At 45.7% G+C, this 16,182-nt stretch carries 12 protein-coding genes; 7 read left to right on the top strand and 5 right to left on the bottom strand.

Translation table 11 applies throughout. The features are described 5' to 3' along the window. Positions 1 to 107: 107 nt before the first annotated feature. From ABWP91_RS02770 to ABWP91_RS02745, 6 genes are all read left to right on the top strand, one after another. Positions 108 to 2,903, top strand: a complete 2,796-nt coding sequence (locus ABWP91_RS02770) for a xanthine dehydrogenase family protein molybdopterin-binding subunit (protein WP_353241921.1) — start codon at positions 108 to 110, stop codon at positions 2,901 to 2,903. Then, positions 2,900 to 3,451 carry a (2Fe-2S)-binding protein gene (locus ABWP91_RS02765; protein ID WP_353241920.1) on the top strand — a complete coding sequence of 184 codons (552 nt, stop codon included), beginning with the start codon at positions 2,900 to 2,902 and terminating at the stop codon, positions 3,449 to 3,451. Before ABWP91_RS02770 ends, ABWP91_RS02765 begins: the two co-directional genes overlap by 4 nt. Beyond that, a complete protein-coding gene (locus ABWP91_RS02760; protein ID WP_353241919.1) occupies positions 3,448 to 4,683 on the top strand; it encodes a cytochrome c in 1,236 nt (411 codons plus the stop codon). The genes ABWP91_RS02765 and ABWP91_RS02760 overlap by 4 nt, the downstream gene beginning before the upstream one ends. Before the next feature lie 422 nt (positions 4,684 to 5,105). Then, positions 5,106 to 8,024, top strand: coding sequence for a xanthine dehydrogenase family protein molybdopterin-binding subunit (locus ABWP91_RS02755; RefSeq protein ID WP_353241918.1), 2,919 nt, complete (start codon positions 5,106 to 5,108; stop codon positions 8,022 to 8,024). Next, positions 8,021 to 8,587, top strand: coding sequence for a (2Fe-2S)-binding protein (locus ABWP91_RS02750; protein ID WP_353241917.1), 567 nt, complete (start codon positions 8,021 to 8,023; stop codon positions 8,585 to 8,587). The genes ABWP91_RS02755 and ABWP91_RS02750 overlap by 4 nt, the downstream gene beginning before the upstream one ends. An 11-nt stretch (positions 8,588 to 8,598) precedes the next feature. Continuing rightward, the gene (locus tag ABWP91_RS02745; protein ID WP_353241916.1) at positions 8,599 to 9,918 is read left to right on the top strand and encodes a cytochrome c; all 1,320 of its coding nucleotides are present in this window, start codon (positions 8,599 to 8,601) and stop codon (positions 9,916 to 9,918) included. 61 nt (positions 9,919 to 9,979) lie between these two features. Here ABWP91_RS02745 and ABWP91_RS02740 read toward each other — a convergent pair whose 3' ends face one another. The 5 genes from ABWP91_RS02740 to ABWP91_RS02720 form a co-directional block, all read right to left on the bottom strand. After that, on the bottom strand, positions 9,980 to 10,324 hold the full coding sequence (locus ABWP91_RS02740; RefSeq protein ID WP_353241915.1) for a hypothetical protein: 345 nt from the start codon (positions 10,322 to 10,324) through the stop codon (positions 9,980 to 9,982). A 211-nt stretch (positions 10,325 to 10,535) separates the two neighbouring features. Next, complete coding sequence (locus ABWP91_RS02735; protein ID WP_353241914.1) at positions 10,536 to 10,700, bottom strand: hypothetical protein; 165 nt, start codon at positions 10,698 to 10,700, stop codon at positions 10,536 to 10,538. Positions 10,701 to 10,854: 154 nt separating this feature from the next. Beyond that, positions 10,855 to 11,400, bottom strand: a complete 546-nt coding sequence (locus ABWP91_RS02730; protein ID WP_353241913.1) for a GNAT family N-acetyltransferase — start codon at positions 11,398 to 11,400, stop codon at positions 10,855 to 10,857. Positions 11,401 to 11,524: 124 nt separating this feature from the next. Further along, on the bottom strand, positions 11,525 to 12,109 hold the full coding sequence (locus ABWP91_RS02725) for an MFS transporter (RefSeq protein ID WP_353241912.1): 585 nt from the start codon (positions 12,107 to 12,109) through the stop codon (positions 11,525 to 11,527). 960 nt (positions 12,110 to 13,069) lie between these two features. Next, positions 13,070 to 13,399 (bottom strand): zinc ABC transporter substrate-binding protein, encoded by a 330-nt coding sequence (locus ABWP91_RS02720; protein ID WP_353241911.1) that lies wholly within the window; start codon positions 13,397 to 13,399, stop codon positions 13,070 to 13,072. Positions 13,400 to 13,613: 214 nt separating this feature from the next. On the opposite strand from ABWP91_RS02720, the gene mutS reads away from it, so the two are divergent. Then, on the top strand, positions 13,614 to 16,181 hold the full coding sequence (gene mutS / locus ABWP91_RS02715) for a DNA mismatch repair protein MutS (protein WP_353241910.1): 2,568 nt from the start codon (positions 13,614 to 13,616) through the stop codon (positions 16,179 to 16,181). The last annotated feature ends 1 nt before the right edge of the window (position 16,182 follow it).

The raw sequence follows: 16,182 nt of genomic DNA, 5'->3' as shown, positions 1-16,182 counted from the left end.
TGCTAATCGTTCACAATTAGACAATATTTGAATCAGTATGTAATACTTTTCAGAGTAATGATAAATAAAACAATATAGATGTAATATAATAAGTGTAAGGGTTTATTATGAGCAAAAGCAATGTCGAACTCTCCCGCAGACACTTTCTAAAATGTGCCGTTATTGCTGGAATTTCAGTGTATCTCGCCCCTTTGTATAGCCGCGCTTTTGATGTGCTATTTGAGGAAAAAATTCTACAGTCCCCAGACTGGAACCCCGTTGATAAGCGAATCAAATTCCGTATTGACGCCTTCTCTAAGGTGCAAGGTGAGAAAGTTTTCGCCAGAGACATCCGAGCGAGGGATATCCCCCACTGGCCAAAACAACAAGGTCACGCATTTTTACTCAGAGTGACTCAAGCGGACAAAATCTACCAAGGTTTTAACCTTGAAAGGCTCAGTGATGGCTTAATGCCAGACCGCATTGTCACGGCAAGTGACTTAGAAAAAGACGGTGTGGCTTTCCCTGAATTTTACGGAGAAGACTTACTTCTTCCCGAAGGAAAAACACCTGCCTATTTAGGCCAAGCGGTAGCTCTACTCATTTACCATGACTTTGCAAAATTCCGTTTTGCTAAAGAAACGCTTAAATTCCACGATGATATTATTCAATATGGTGCATTTACTGGGCCATTAGAGCGTGACCCTTGGGGCACCTATCGTGGAGTGCGTATTGGAAGTGAAAATCCTTACGACCCTGATATTTACTCCAGTATGAAAGATATGCCCATCTCACCGATTGGGATGAAAAAACACCTCCCCGTATGGCCTGAAGGTCGTGAAGGCGGAAAACTGGATGAAGAAGGCATGTTGTTTGCAGACGAGCTGGCAAAACAACTGGAAAACCCACCTGAAGATTGGTTGGTGATTAAACGTAAATATACGACCCAATCCATTGATACCGCGGCTCTAGAGCCAGACAATGCCAATGGCTGGTATGATGCAAAAACGCAATCATTCCACCTTGTGATCCCAACTCAGTCACCGCAAGAAGTGGCGGCATCGTTGCCTGAAATGCTAGCTAAATCGACCTTCCCAATTAAGCAAATATTCCTACATCCTTGTTTTACAGTGGGTTATGGTTCAAAAGACCACGCCCCATTCCCTTATTATGGCGCCATGGCAACACTTTATGGCGATGGCGTACCTATTCGTCTGGCCAATGACCGCTATGAGCAATTCCAATCCAGTATCAAACGCCATGCTTTCGACATGGATTACACATTAGCCGTCAACAAGAAAACCCATAAAATTGAAGCGCTCAGTGCCTCATTTATTGGTGATGGTGGTGGGCGCTGTAACTTTACGCCATCCGTTGTCATGGTGGGCGCGACCGGCGCACAAGCCATTTATTACATCCCTCGTAGTGACCTCTCTGCGGTTGGTATTGCATCTCGGGCAGTCGATGCAGGCTCGGCACGAGGCTATGGCACGCTGCAAGCAATGGCTGCTACCGATATGTTGATGGAGGAAGCGGCGAAGTTACTGAAGGCTGACCCCATTGAGTTTCGTCTAAATAACCTAATCAAATCAGGGATGAAAAATACCCAAGGGGCAATCCCGGGCGGCGCTATTCGTGCTGATGAAGTGCTAACGCGCTGCGCTGCTCACCCGATGTGGACTGAAAGGGTCAAACGCAAAGCCGATTACGAAGCCAAAAACAGTGGGAAATTTTTTGGTACAGGGATTTCCTGTGTGCAAAAAGACTTTGGGACAGGCGCGGAATCGTCATTTGCCCGTGTTGAGCTGACGCGTGAAGGCAAAATTGCCATCTACCACAGTGGAGCTGAAATGGGGACAGGTATGTCGACCTCTCAAGCCGTTGTGTGTGCCAAATGGCTTGGAAAACCCGCTGAACTTGCTCATTTCTCTGTGGCTGACTGGTCGATTTTGCCTATGGTATCAACGGGTAACCCGTTTGCCATGGCACAGGAAGAACAAGACCGCTTATCGCAAAACCCACTCTGGACACCAAACTATTGTTCACCATCAAGCGCCAGTAACTCCGCATACTACTTTACCCACAGCACAGAGGAAGCGGCGCGACTCGTGTTCGAACATGGGTTGTGGCCTGCGGCAATGTCAATTTGGCAAGAAGGCATTGGCGGAGGACAAGCGGCACCATTAGTTGTACGCCGCGAAGATGCCCGTTGGGTCGCCGAGGGGCTAACGGCTGATGGGCTAGAAGTGCTGAGCTTACAGCGATTAATCGATCGCACCTTTGAAATGGGCGGTGTCACAGGTGTGGTTAGCCACGTATTTAACCGCTGGCAATGGGCTGAAGCCGACTTTCGTATTCAAGGCGAAATGCGCCGTTTACCTGTTGATGGGCTCGCGTTGCGTTTTGCTGAAAAAGATTACCAAGTCAGCCATCGCGAAAAAGCTTATTATCCTGATACACAAAGAAATAACGCAGGTGTGACCTACTACAGTGCAGTAGCGACTGTCACAGAATTGTCCATTGATAAGGCCACTGGACAAGTTGAATTACTTGACCACCACACCGTTGTGGAATGCGGTAATTTAATTGTTCCACAACTGGTTTCAGGGCAAATCCAAGGCGGGCTCGCTATGGGTATCGGCCATGCCCTCCATGAATATTTACCTCTGTATGAAGACGGCCCCGGCAATGGAACATGGAACTTCAACCGTTACCATCTTCCGCTCGCCAGTGACGTTGCAGTTTGGCAGCAGACCAGTGAAATCCTACCAGGACTCTCAGAAACCGATCCCCCAAAAGGGGTTGCTGAGGTAGTGATGATCCCTGTGGTTTCATCTATCGTCAATGCTATCGCCGATGCAACTGGCCACCATTTCTTGCACCTCCCTGTACGTGCTAAAGACATTCAAGAGGTATTATCATGAGCTTAAATTTCCTTCCACTGACCTTAACCATTAACGGCCAATCTTATGGACCAATGGATGTACCTGAAGGCCTCATGATGATTGATTTCCTTCACGAATACGTCGATTTAACGGGGTCGCGTTTAGGTTGCGGTCAAGGTATTTGCCACGCCTGCGTGGTGATCTTAGACCACCCATCTGGCACCAGTGAAGAAGTTCGTACCTGCATCACCGGTGCTCATTTCTTTAACAACAAAAGCATTCGCACCATCGAGGGCGCGGCGACAAAAGAAGAAAATGGGGATGTAAAATTATCCCCTGTACAACAAGCCTTTATCGAAAACTTTAGTTTTCAATGTGGCTATTGCACCCCAGGTTTTGTCAATGCTGCCACCATTTTTATTGAAGAACTTCAACGTAACCCAATCAAAGAGGAAGACTTAGAAGAAGCCATTAAACAGGCTCTAAACAACCATATTTGCCGCTGTACAGGCTATGTTCGTTACTATGAAGCGGTGCGTGAAGTTGTTCTTGCTACTCCTGGGCTGATAAAGGAGGCAATCAAATGATCAAAAAAATCATTTTATGGCTTGTGGCGATTGTCATTGTCGTTTGGGCAGTACTTTACTGGTATGAAAGCCGAACATTAGATGGCCCAGTGCAAAAAGTGACCTCGACACCTCAAGAAATTGAACGAGGCCGTTATCTGGCTCTTGCCAGTGACTGCGCAGCTTGCCATACCAGCACTAACGGCGCACCACTTGCGGGTGGTTTTCCTCTTGATACACCTTTTGGCACTATCTACAGTAGCAACTTAACCCCTTCTGCGGATTTTGGGATTGGTCGCTGGACAAAAGATGAGTTTTATAAAGCTCTTACTCAAGGGATTTCACCACCCAGCAAGCACCTCTACCCTGCCATGCCGTATACCTCTTATAAGGGCATGACACGGGAAGACTCCGATGCAATCTACAGCTATTTGATGAGCCGCCCTGCAGTGAATGTCGCCCCACCCGAAAATTCATTACCTTTCCCACTCAACCAACGCATGGCAATGATTGGTTGGAATCTCCTGTTTTTCAACGATAAGCCACTTCCTGATAGCTCCCAAGGTAGCTCTCCTGAATGGCAACGTGGGAAATATTTAGTTAACGTATTGGAACACTGCTCTGAATGCCACACCCCAAGAGGTGCATTGGGTGAAATGGAGTTGGATAACTTTATGAAAGGCGGTGCTTTAGGGCGCTTTATCGCCCCAGATATTACGCCAGAAGCTCTCGCGGCAAGAGGTTGGACAAAACAGGATTTACAGCAATTTTTCATGACAGGCATCGCCCCTCAAGGCTCAGCTTATAGTGATATGCACCCTGTAATTTACCTGAGTTCGCAACATTTAACCCCCGAGGATAATAACGCAATCGCCACTTATCTGATGGGCGATAATCCACCCGCTACATTGCCATTAAAAATGGGCGAAGGTAACCCACAAGGTCGACAAGTGTATTTAGAAACCTGTTCAGGCTGCCACTCTTACGATGGTAGCGGTAAACCGAATGTTGCCGTTGCGATGAAAGGCAATTCAACATTACGCGATGTAGACAGTACCAATCTGATTAATACTATTTTGGATGGTTTACCGGAACAACAATTTCCGAATAACCAAAGCCTACAGAGCATGCCGGGGTTTGCAAATAAACTGAATGACCAACAAATCAGTGAGTTAGTCAACTTCTTGCGTGTTGAATGGGGTGGGCAACCTGCCGATATCACACCAGAACACGTTAAAGCATTACGTCAATAACCTCCCACAAAACCAGACTAATAATATTAGTCTGGTTTGCCATTTAAATTAATCAATAATAAATCTAAAATATAATCGTTATATATTTAATTACATATTGATTTTGTTTTTAAATAATTAAAATCATTTCATCCCATTAATTAAAACAATCATTTTAGGTAGTGGTTTTCGTTAAAATTATCTAATAAAGATGACTCTACCAAGATTATTCACTTTCTTGTATAAAACCCTTTACTCACTTCCCATAACCCTTTATAGATACCCATACTATTTATGTAACTTATTGAGTAATCGCACATTAATTATCTAAATATGACTTATTTTATTTGTCATAAAATAATCTTACATTTAATGATGCAAACACATTATTTATTACTACCTCTAATGCAAATCCCCCTAATAATAAAATTTGGGAGTACATAATGACGGGACATATTTCTAGACGTAATTTTATTAAATTGGGCACCATCGCAGGCATTACCGTCATGGTAGGTAAACTCCCTTTTGCCCTTGCCGTTGAGTTGGACTCTGATTCACCGAAAACCGACTGGATTGGGCAAAATGGTAAAGCGCGCTTTCGTTGGGATGGCGTCGAAAAAGTCACAGGTAGAAAAAATTTCGCCCGCGACTACCGTGCCAAAGACATTCCCGGCTGGCCGAAAAAACAAAGCTATGCTTTTATGTTAAAAGCTACGGACGCAGAGAAAACGTTCGAAGGCATTGATATTTCTATGTTAGGGCCAAACTTACAGCCTGACAGAGTCGTATTGCAAGAAGACTTGATCCGTGATGGCCTAAATATTCCCCAAGACACAAGCATGGGCAAAGGGTTCTATGGTACCAATGTGCTAGTTCCTCTAGGAGAAACAGCACCCATTATTGGTCACCCTGTCGCCATTTTGATTTACCAAGACTTTGATAAATACAGTGCGGCGCAGCGTATGTTGCGCTTTGCAACGAATACGGTGAAATATGGCGCAGTCACAGGCCCTAAGCCACCAGCAAACTATGGTGCAGCTCGCTATGTGCGAATTGGGGGAGAAACTCCGCTTTCTCCGTCAATTTTCTCCCCTTACCAAGATTCAGGGATCAAAGGGGGTTTTGATGGCAATACGCCTGTTTGGCCCCCTTATGACCCCAAACATGCCATTACGGTTCCCCCTGTTATCCGCAAAGATCGTGGCGGTGGCTTTATTCAAGCCCTTCACCAAGCTGAGCAACGACCTGATAAACAAGAAAGAGCCATGGATTATGCACGGGAAATTGAACAAGAAATTGCCGCCGCACGCCAAAATCCAGACAAATTTGTGCTTGAACGCCACGGCTTTTCCCAATCCATCGACCCTTGCGCCATGGAGCCGGATAACTGCAACACATGGTATGATGCCGAAACTAAAACCCTGCATATTTTGACTGCCACACAATCCCCTGCTGGCGTGGTCAATGCTGCGGCAGAATTATCCAAAAATAACCAACACTTTACTGTTGAAACTATTGTTTTATTAACAGGCTCAACGGTGGGTTATGGTTCAAAGGATTATTCGGTTTTTCCATTCTATGCCTTAGTCGCCAGTTTTTACGCAAACGGCCTGCCTGTTCGCATGGCAAATGACCGTTATGAACAGTTCCAAATGGGTATGAAGCGCCATTCTATTGAAATGGACGTGACCATCATTGGCGATAAAAAAACCGGTAAATTCGATGTATTAAAAGGTACGTATAACTGCAATGGCGGAGGGCGTGAAAACTTATCCGTTGCGGTTTCTCACGTTGCGGTTCGTGGCGCACAGTCGATTTATTATTTTCCAAAATCCGATTTAACCGCACTCGCTATGGCAACACCAGCGGTTGAGGCAGGTTCAATGCGGGGCTTTGGTTCGCTGCAATCTATGGCGGTGACCGAATTGATGGTGGACGAAATCGCCCATAACCTGAATATCGACCCAATAGAGTTACGTCGCCGTAACGCTATTTTAGAAGGTTACCCGAATACCCAAGGGGGCGTGATTGCTGGTGACCCGCGCAATGTGGAAATGCTAAACCTTGCCGAAAAACACCCGATTTGGGTCGAACGTGAGAAAAATAAAACGGAATATGACGCCAAAAACCCCGGAAAATTGTATGGCGTTGGCTTTGCACAAGTTCAACAAGTGTATGGCTCTAGTGGTGTTCCCACCATCCTTTCCCTTGAATTTGACGCAGGTGGCAAACTGACCATGCGCCACTGTATGCAAGAAATCGGTACAGGGGGAACTACCGCCCAACAAGTGATGGTGTGGCAAGCCCTCAGCAAAGCCCCTGATGTGGTGGAATTTGGCGTCACCGAGTTTGCGGAATTGCCGTTAAAAACCAGTTGGGCCGATCAGAAAAAGCAAGACGAACTCGCTAAAAGCGACCCGTATTGGACCCCCGCCTTGATCCCAGATATGAGCTCATCCAGTGGCGTCTACTACATCGGTTTCGGAACGCGCCAAGCGGGTCATTTTTTACTGGAAAATACCTTATGGCCTGCGGCAAAAAGCATTTGGAGCGAAGGCCCCGGAGGCGGTGCATTTAATGGCTTAAATGTTGAGTTTTCAGATATTCGTGTGGGCCCTGAGGGGATTGGCGGCGGTGGTATGAAACCCATTCCCTTCAATATTTTAGCTAAACGCGCCCATGAAATGGGGTTAATCACAGGGATTGCGGTACATGGTTATTCTAGTTGGCAATGGGCTCGTGCAGACTTTGATATTCCAACTGTAGGGCTAAAAAACCTGCCTCTTGATGCCATATCCATTCGCTACGGTGATGGTGCGCCAAATGAATTGAAGAAACAAATGACAACGGGCGGTTACCACTTTATTAAACGTAAAATGGCGTACTACCCGCCGACTCAGCGTGCGAAAGCAGACCCAACAACGGTCACTCCTGCGTGTTGCTTGGTTGAGCTCAACGTCAACACCATGACGGGGGAAGTGGATGTAATGCGCCATCATATGATTATGGACCCCGGTACCATGATAGTCCCAGAGCTAGTTTCTGGGCAAATTCAAGGTGGTACAGCAATGGGGATTGGGCATGCACTGATGGAAGAACTTCCGTTGTATGAAGATGGCCCGGGTAACGGCACGTGGAACTTTAACCGTTATGTTTTACCTCGTGCAAAAGACGTGGCGGTTTGGCAACAAACTATCGATTATTTGCCACCGCTGTCTGAAACTTCGCCGCCAAAAGGCATGGCAGAACTGGGGATGATCCCTATTCTACCCGCCACCAGCAACGCACTCACCCACGCGACGGGGAAACGTTTTTATGAATTCCCAATTACGGTAGATAAAATTAAAAAGGCCCTCTCATGAATATCACCAATGCCGTTCCGATTATTGAGCGCAAGCCATTAACTCTGACTATCAATGGTCAAAAAATAGGCCCTATCGACGTCCCTGTTGGGATGCCAATGATTGAGTTTCTCCATGAATACCTCGACCTGACAGGGACTCACTTTGGTTGTGGGCAAGGCATTTGCCATGCCTGCACCATCATGGAGATTCAGCCCGATGGCACCACTGTTGAAAGCCGCACATGTATTTTTGGTGCGCATTATTTTAATAACAAAAATATTGTCACTATCGAAGGGCAAGCAAAGCTGGATGAGCAAGGCAAAGTTATTGAATTAACCCCGATCCAACAAGCCTTTATCGAAAATTTCTCGTTCCAATGCGGCTACTGTGCACCGGGTTTTGTGACAGGGGCTACCGTATTTCTCGATAAACTCAAGAAAAACCCAGTTAAACGAGTTGACCTTGAACAGGCCATTGAAGAGGCACTAAATGAACATATTTGCCGCTGCACTGGATATGTGCGTTACTACGAAGCCGTGAGAAAAGTCGCCCTCGACACTCCTGGCTGCGTGATTGATTAGGGAGAACGACGATGGCTAAATCTCGCTCCATACGTAAAACGTTCTATATCATCATCGTACTCTTTCTAGCGCTGATGCTGGCAATCCTGTTTGGTGCATTTCGTACCTCCAGTATTGGCCCTGACTTAGATAAACCACTTACCTCAGAGGAAGTGGCAAGGTTAATACCTCGAGGGCAAGAGCTAGCGACTGCTGGGGATTGCTTTGGCTGCCACTCATTACCCGAAGGGCCACTTGCTGCGGGCGGACGTGCTATCGGGACACCTTTTGGTACCATTTACTCCACCAATATCACCCCTGATAAACAATTCGGTATCGGTAACTACACGCGTGCCGATTTTCATCGCGCGCTTAAAGATGGTATTGGAAAAGAGAGGGGCAACCTCTACCCTGCCATGCCGTTTGTTTTCACCCATATGACAACTTCAGAAGATATTGATGCGCTGTATGCGTATGTGATGACCTTGCCGCCAATGGCCGTGCCCAACAAAGAGAATACAGGCGTATTTGTTTTACCTGTTCGCCCATTTATGAACTTTTGGACGCTGCTTAATTTCCCGAAACAAAATGCCCCACACGACCCACTGCGGTCTGAGCAATGGAACCGAGGTGCGTATATTGTGGAAGGTCTCGCCCACTGCGGTGCCTGCCATTCACCACGTAACCTGATGATGGGCGTCGAATTTTCTCGCTCATTACAAGGGGGTGAAGAAGCGGGTCTTGCAATCCCAGATATCACCGCACAAGCGCTATCTAAACATGGCTATGACACTGCATCTTTGAGTCAATTTTTACTGACAGGCAATGCTCCTCAAGGCTCTGCGTTTGCCGATATGAGCACCGTGACACATTTTTCCACCAGCCAAATGAAGAAAAGCGATGTAGACGACATGGCGATTTATTTGATGACGGATAAACAAGGAAAGGTGTTAGGTGCCAAAGCACCACCCGCGCCATTACCTGAAACCAATTCTCAACCCATTGCGGATATTGGCGCAACGATGGAAACGGGTCGCTTGATGTACATGTCCACTTGCGCAGGCTGCCACGGTATTACAGGTGAAGGTGTGCCGAATGGCATTCCCGCTCTCAAAGGCAATGCCATTTTAGCGATGGACAGCCCTGAAACCTTTATCAGCGTTGTGTTAACGGGTATCCCGACGACCACATTCCCTAATGGGCAACGCATGTACGCCATGCCAAGTTTTGCTGACGATTTAGACCCACAAGAAATCGCTGATTTGCTTTCATGGGCACGTGCCGAATGGGGTGGCCAAGGCAAGCCCATTACCGCCGAACAAGTTGAAAAGCTGAAAAAATCGATACAATAACTAAAAAAACGCCTCTTAAATTAAGGGGCGTTTTTTCACAAAATCAACAATACAGACATTATTATCCAGCATATCCTTTATTGTTAATTAGGATTGTAGGCCTAACTTGCACATAATAATTATTTTCGGCACTATTTGCTTTTGGCCAAATAATCAATGCACGCTCATCCTCAGTAATTGAAATTCTTGTTATTTCACTCAAAGATAATGAAAGCAAGTCCGTATCTTCTTGCTTTAATATCAAGGAGACACAGCCTTCATAGGCCGTAAAGTAGAATAATAGACGAATATTCCCCTGTTTGAATTCATAGCCAAATGTCACAGCATCTTCAATATCTCGATGAATAGGCTCACTTTCAAAAAAGCTTAAAAAATCAATTTCATCAGGGAGATCGATAAACGCCATATTACTCACCTCTCGGTTTTACTCACAATAGTCTCGTCCATTCAAGTTGTGGTTTTAAGTCATTTGGAACAAGCTCAAACAGCTTTTTAATCAAGGCTAAATAGAGAAAAATAGGCTATTATCGCGCCTACTTGATGGCAGTACAAAATGGCTTGCAACCTCTTAACTATGAACCAATGAAATATTGGGTTAATGAAGCTTTAAAAACAAATTAAATTGCTAATTTCAAATGCCCAAACTTTTCACGTTTCGCTTTCAGCTCTTCCGCGAGACGACGGGGTTCCTGCCCTGTTTCAATCGCTGTAGACGTTGTCACTGCACAAATAATTTGAATACGTGTTGGTTTTATTGCTTGAATTAATTCATTCTTTTTCATGGTAGCCTCACTCAAACTGACGATAGTACATTTTATGCATCGGTATTTTCTATGACAACATCGATCACTTTTCTAGTTAAAGATTTGATAACACAACGTCGTTTCATTTCCGCCTGCTTTGGGCGAAAAGTTGACATTATATAACTTATATCAGCTAACGCTGATGAGCATTCCATTCGTCGCGTGTGATTTCCCAAAGTTCCGAGTCTAGAAGGCCGCTGACATACTCTTTCTTTTCAGTCCTGATGAGCCGCATACCGCTACTTTGTGAAATTTGTTTAGAGCGAGTATTTAAAGCAGCTTTCGGCGCACGCAACACAGTTTTATTTAATGAATTAAACCAGTAATCCGTAGCCTTATTACAGGCCTCACGCATAAAACCCTGTCCTTGGTATTCAGGGGCTAGCCAAAACCCTCGGTTATTATCTTCAACGTCATACAAGCAGATCAAACCCATGAGCTCGTTAGTTGTCTCTCGATGTCTGATAGTCCAGAACCAAGCAAGCCCTTTTTCCATATCAGGTAGGGCAACATTATTGACATAATTCTCTGCACCATTCTCAGGATAGGGCCATGGCACTGAAGAAACCATATAACGAACTATTTCCCAACGTGGATAAAGAGTCTGAATTTGTGAGGCATCTTCAGCTACTAATGGCTTCAATAGCAAGCGTTCTGTGTGGAGCATTGGTATCTGCATACACGTTATTCTTTCCTGAGCAAGATATCTATTTCTGTTTGGATAGTTACCTCAATTTATATGTATGTGTATAAAAATCAATCTAATGATTGGGTGCATGCCCCTGAGCGGCCTGATCGGGCAATTACTGGAAGGTAGGTTCGGCGCCAACCGCTGACGTGGCACGAAGTGTACGTAGTCCCAAAAGCACGATAACCACCATGACCAATCCCGAAATAATGGCGACACTGAACCCTGACCGTGCACCATAGACGTCGATGACCATACCCGCGAGGACACTCCCGAGCGCTACACCGATGCTGATACCCGTCGTCATCCAAGTGAGTCCTTCGGTGAGCCTAGACGGCGGAACAATGATCGCACCGAGATTCATAACAACGACCATCGTTGGTGCAAATGACATACCTGCCACAAAGAGCATCATGGAAAGGATATAGACATTCGGTGAGAAAATAGGCAATACAGCTGTTATGGAAGTTACCAGTACCCCCACGAAGAACTGCTTTTCAATGGATAAGGAAATCCTTAATGCACCAAATGTCAGGCCCGCAATCATTGAGCCTAGCGCATAGGCAGCTAAGATAAAACTGGCAGATGCTGGCGAACCTTGTGCGTTGGCAAAGGCAACCACAGCAACATCAATGGAGCCGCCAATGACGCCCATTGCCAGTAATGCCAGAACAATGGTACGAACGCCAGGGATAAGCAAGGTCGAACTTGTGTTCCTCTTGACGCCTACGACGACCTTCGGTTCTGTCTCTCGTTGTAGAAGAAATGCTGTCACGCCAGTGATCAGTAGCAATACGGCAACAAGAGGTCCAGCCTCAGCGAAAAAACTGGTACTCAGGCCAATGGCGAGTGGTGGGCCGATTATAAACGCGAGTTCAGTGAGAACTGTATCCAAAGAGAAGGCCGTGTGTAATTGCGGCTTGCCGCGAAAAAGCTGTGTCCAGCGTGCTCTTATCATAGCAGGCATGCTTGGCATCGTGCCCGACAGTGCAGCAAGAATAAAAAGTAGTGGAGTCGGAGCACTCATATAAACAGCAATTATCAGTGCCAGCAACATACCAATACTAAAGGCAGTCACAAAGGGGAGAATCCGGCTCTGGCCATGCTGATCAACAAGTTTCGAGACTTGCGGACCGACAATTGCATTCGCCAAGGTAAAGGTCCCAGCGACCGAACCAGCCAGCCAATAAAGACCCGTCTGTTGCACTAACATAGTAATGATGCCGATGCCGAACATTGCCTGCGGCAGGCGAGCAATGGAACTCGCGATGACTAACCCCATGACACCGGGGGTTGTGATAAGTTCGCGGTAGGGATTAGCCATGGTTTCTCCGGTTTATAATTAGGCGCTAAGGAGTATCCCAGTGCACGGGATACAAGCTTTTGGGATAGTTGCTGGTGACAGAATGTTATATTTAATCGTGCAAGCAAATGAGGGAGTTACAGCATGTTTAACAACCCCAGTCGTATATAGGTGAGCGTACTACTCAATCATTGTTTCCTACAAAAGTACTCGATCGAATGCTTCAGCCAAGTATTTGCGATGACTAACATCCGCCATCATGGCACATGTCTACATGGAATAAAAACAAAACTAATTGCTAAATCAGGTAAACAATTCCTTTCAAATGAGCAGTGCCTTTTAACCTCTCAGTTTTACTCACAATGGTCCCATCCATTCAAGTTGTGGTTTCAATTCATTTGGAACAAGCTCAAACAGCTTTTTAATCAAGGCTAAATTGCTATTATAAAGAATGCTGATACTCGTATTACATTTATCGTGGTAATACTTAGCTTGATTGTTTAAAAATGCAATATCATTCGTGGTAAACGCGTCATTCAATAATTTATTTGGCAGATTATGAACCAATTCAGATTCGTAATAGCAGGACATATCTTCTAGCCTGAACTTGCTATCTTGAGTTTGCATATTTCTGAGATGAGGTAACACCCAAAATAACATTTCCACATAGATTTCACTCTTAGTCATCAACTTCTTTTTCTCTTCTCATCAATATTTCAGACACTTTATCACCAAACTCAAGTTGCCCTCTATCACCTTGGCGTAATACCATAGGGAAATCCATGCGTAACACGTTTGCCTACTCTCATTTGATGGGATCTGTGGTATTTTGTACCCTTAAGTGAACGTTAAACTCGCTCACAGAACTTCGTTAACTCAATACGTTAGAATAGACAATACTATGACTGATACGCAAAGCTTCGAATCCCACACACCCATGATGCAACAGTATTTAAAACTAAAAGCACAACATTCAGACATACTGCTGTTTTACCGTATGGGGGATTTTTACGAACTCTTCTTCGATGATGCTAAAAAAGCCTCGCAATTACTGGATATATCCTTAACAAAACGCGGGCAATCAGCGGGGCAGCCTATTCCAATGGCGGGTGTGCCGCACCATGCAGCCGAGGGCTACCTCGCTAAACTCGTACAAATGGGTGAATCTGTCGCAATCTGCGAGCAAATTGGTGACCCTGCGACCAGCAAAGGTCCCGTTGAGCGCCAAGTGGTACGCATTGTCACGCCGGGCACCATCACTGATGAAGCATTGCTAAACGAACGCCAAGACAACCTACTCGCCGCTGTCTGGCAAGATGCTCAAGGCTATGGCTTTGCCACATTAGACATCACGTCGGGCCGTTTTATTATCAGCGAAATTTCAGATGAAGAAGCCCTACAAGCCGAATTACAACGCACCCGCCCTGCGGAGCTTCTGTACCCTGAAGATTTCGCCAGTATGTCACTGATTGAACACAATAAAGGCTTACGCCGCCGCCCATTGTGGGAATATGAACTAGATACGGCAAAACAACAGCTTGGCTTGCAATTTGGCACTAAAGATTTAATCGGTTTTGGTGTAGAAAATGCCCATAAAGCCCTGCGCGCCGCGGGTTGTTTACTGCAATATGTCAAAGATACCCAACGCACTTCATTGCCGCATATTCGCAGTATTGTGATGGAAAAACAAAATGATAATGTCATTTTGGATGCCGCAACGCGCCGTAATCTAGAAATCACCCAAAACCTCGCAGGTGGCACTGAAAATACGCTCGCGTCTATTTTAGACATGTGCGTAACGCCAATGGGTAGCCGCATGTTAAAACGCTGGCTACATACCCCACTGCGCAATATTCAAGTATTGAATAACCGCCAACAAGCGATCAGTGCTTTGCAGAAACAAGGTTTTGAATTACAACCGTTTCTGCGCCAAATTGGCGACTTAGAACGGGTTCTTGCTCGCCTTGCACTGCGTTCGGCACGCCCACGTGACTTAACTCGTATGCGCCATGCGTTCCAACAATATAGTGATATTCATCAGCTCCTGAGTCAATCCAACAGCCCTTATTTAGCAGAGCTGCAAGGCCGAATTGGCCAATTTGATGAGCTGCAAAGTTTATTGGAAACTGCGATTATCGATGCACCGCCTGTATTAGTGCGTGATGGTGGTGTGATTGCACCAGGCTACAATAGTGAACTCGATGAGTGGCGTGCTTTAGCTGATGGCGCAACAGATTACCTCGACCGCTTAGAAATCCGTGAACGTGAAAAACTGGGTATCGATACCCTAAAAGTGGGTTATAACGCGGTTCATGGCTATTATATTCAAGTCAGCCGTGGTCAAAGCCACTTAACACCAATCCACTATGTACGCCGCCAAACCTTAAAAAATGCTGAGCGCTATATCATTCCTGAGCTCAAAGAGCATGAAGATAAAGTTCTGACCTCTAAAGGCAAAGCATTAGCCATCGAAAAAGCATTGTATGACGAACTGTTTGATATGCTACTTCCACATCTTGCTGCACTGCAAACCAGTGCAGAGGCATTATCAGAACTTGATGTCTTAACCAACCTTGCTGAGCGCGCTGAAACACTAGGCTATGCTTGCCCACAACTCACTGAAAAAACAGGTATTCAAATTACCGAAGGCCGCCACCCAGTGGTTGAGCAAGTACTCAGTGAACCGTTTATCTCTAACCCGCTTTCATTATCCCCACAGCGCCGTTTGTTGATCATCACAGGGCCAAATATGGGCGGTAAAAGTACCTATATGCGTCAAACTGCACTGATCACTCTGCTTGCCTATATCGGTAGCTTTGTACCTGCTAGCAAAGCAGTTATTGGCCCGATTGACCGTATTTTTACCCGTGTCGGTGCCTCGGATGACCTTGCATCTGGGCGTTCAACATTCATGGTGGAAATGACTGAAACGGCTAACATTTTGCACAATGCGACCGAACATAGCTTAGTCTTAATGGATGAAATCGGTCGCGGCACCTCAACGTATGATGGGCTGTCCCTTGCATGGGCGTGCGCTGAAAACTTAGTCAATAAAATCAAAGCAATGACATTGTTCGCAACCCATTATTTTGAATTGACAACCTTACCTGAAAAACTGGAAGGTGCTGTGAATATCCACCTCGATGCCATTGAGCATGGTGATACCATCGCCTTTATGCACAATGTTCAAGAAGGTGCGGCGAGCAAGAGTTATGGTCTTGCGGTTGCCTCGTTAGCGGGTGTGCCAAAAGACGTGATTAAGCGTGCAAAGCAAAAGCTAAAGGAGCTAGAAGTTATCTCCAACAATGCCAACTCCAGCCATGTGGATAGCGCACAACTGAGCTTCTTAACGGCAGAAGAAGCTGAGCCATCCCCAGTATTGGTCGCATTAGAAGGCATTGACCCAGACAAACTAACCCCACGCCAAGCCCTTGATTGGCTGTATCGTTTAAAGGATATGGATAGCTAGT

This window comes from Providencia sp. (assembly GCF_040396775.1).
Classification (GTDB): Bacteria; Pseudomonadota; Gammaproteobacteria; order Enterobacterales; family Enterobacteriaceae; genus Providencia.
This window is presented reverse-complemented; position numbering and strand designations above follow the sequence as displayed.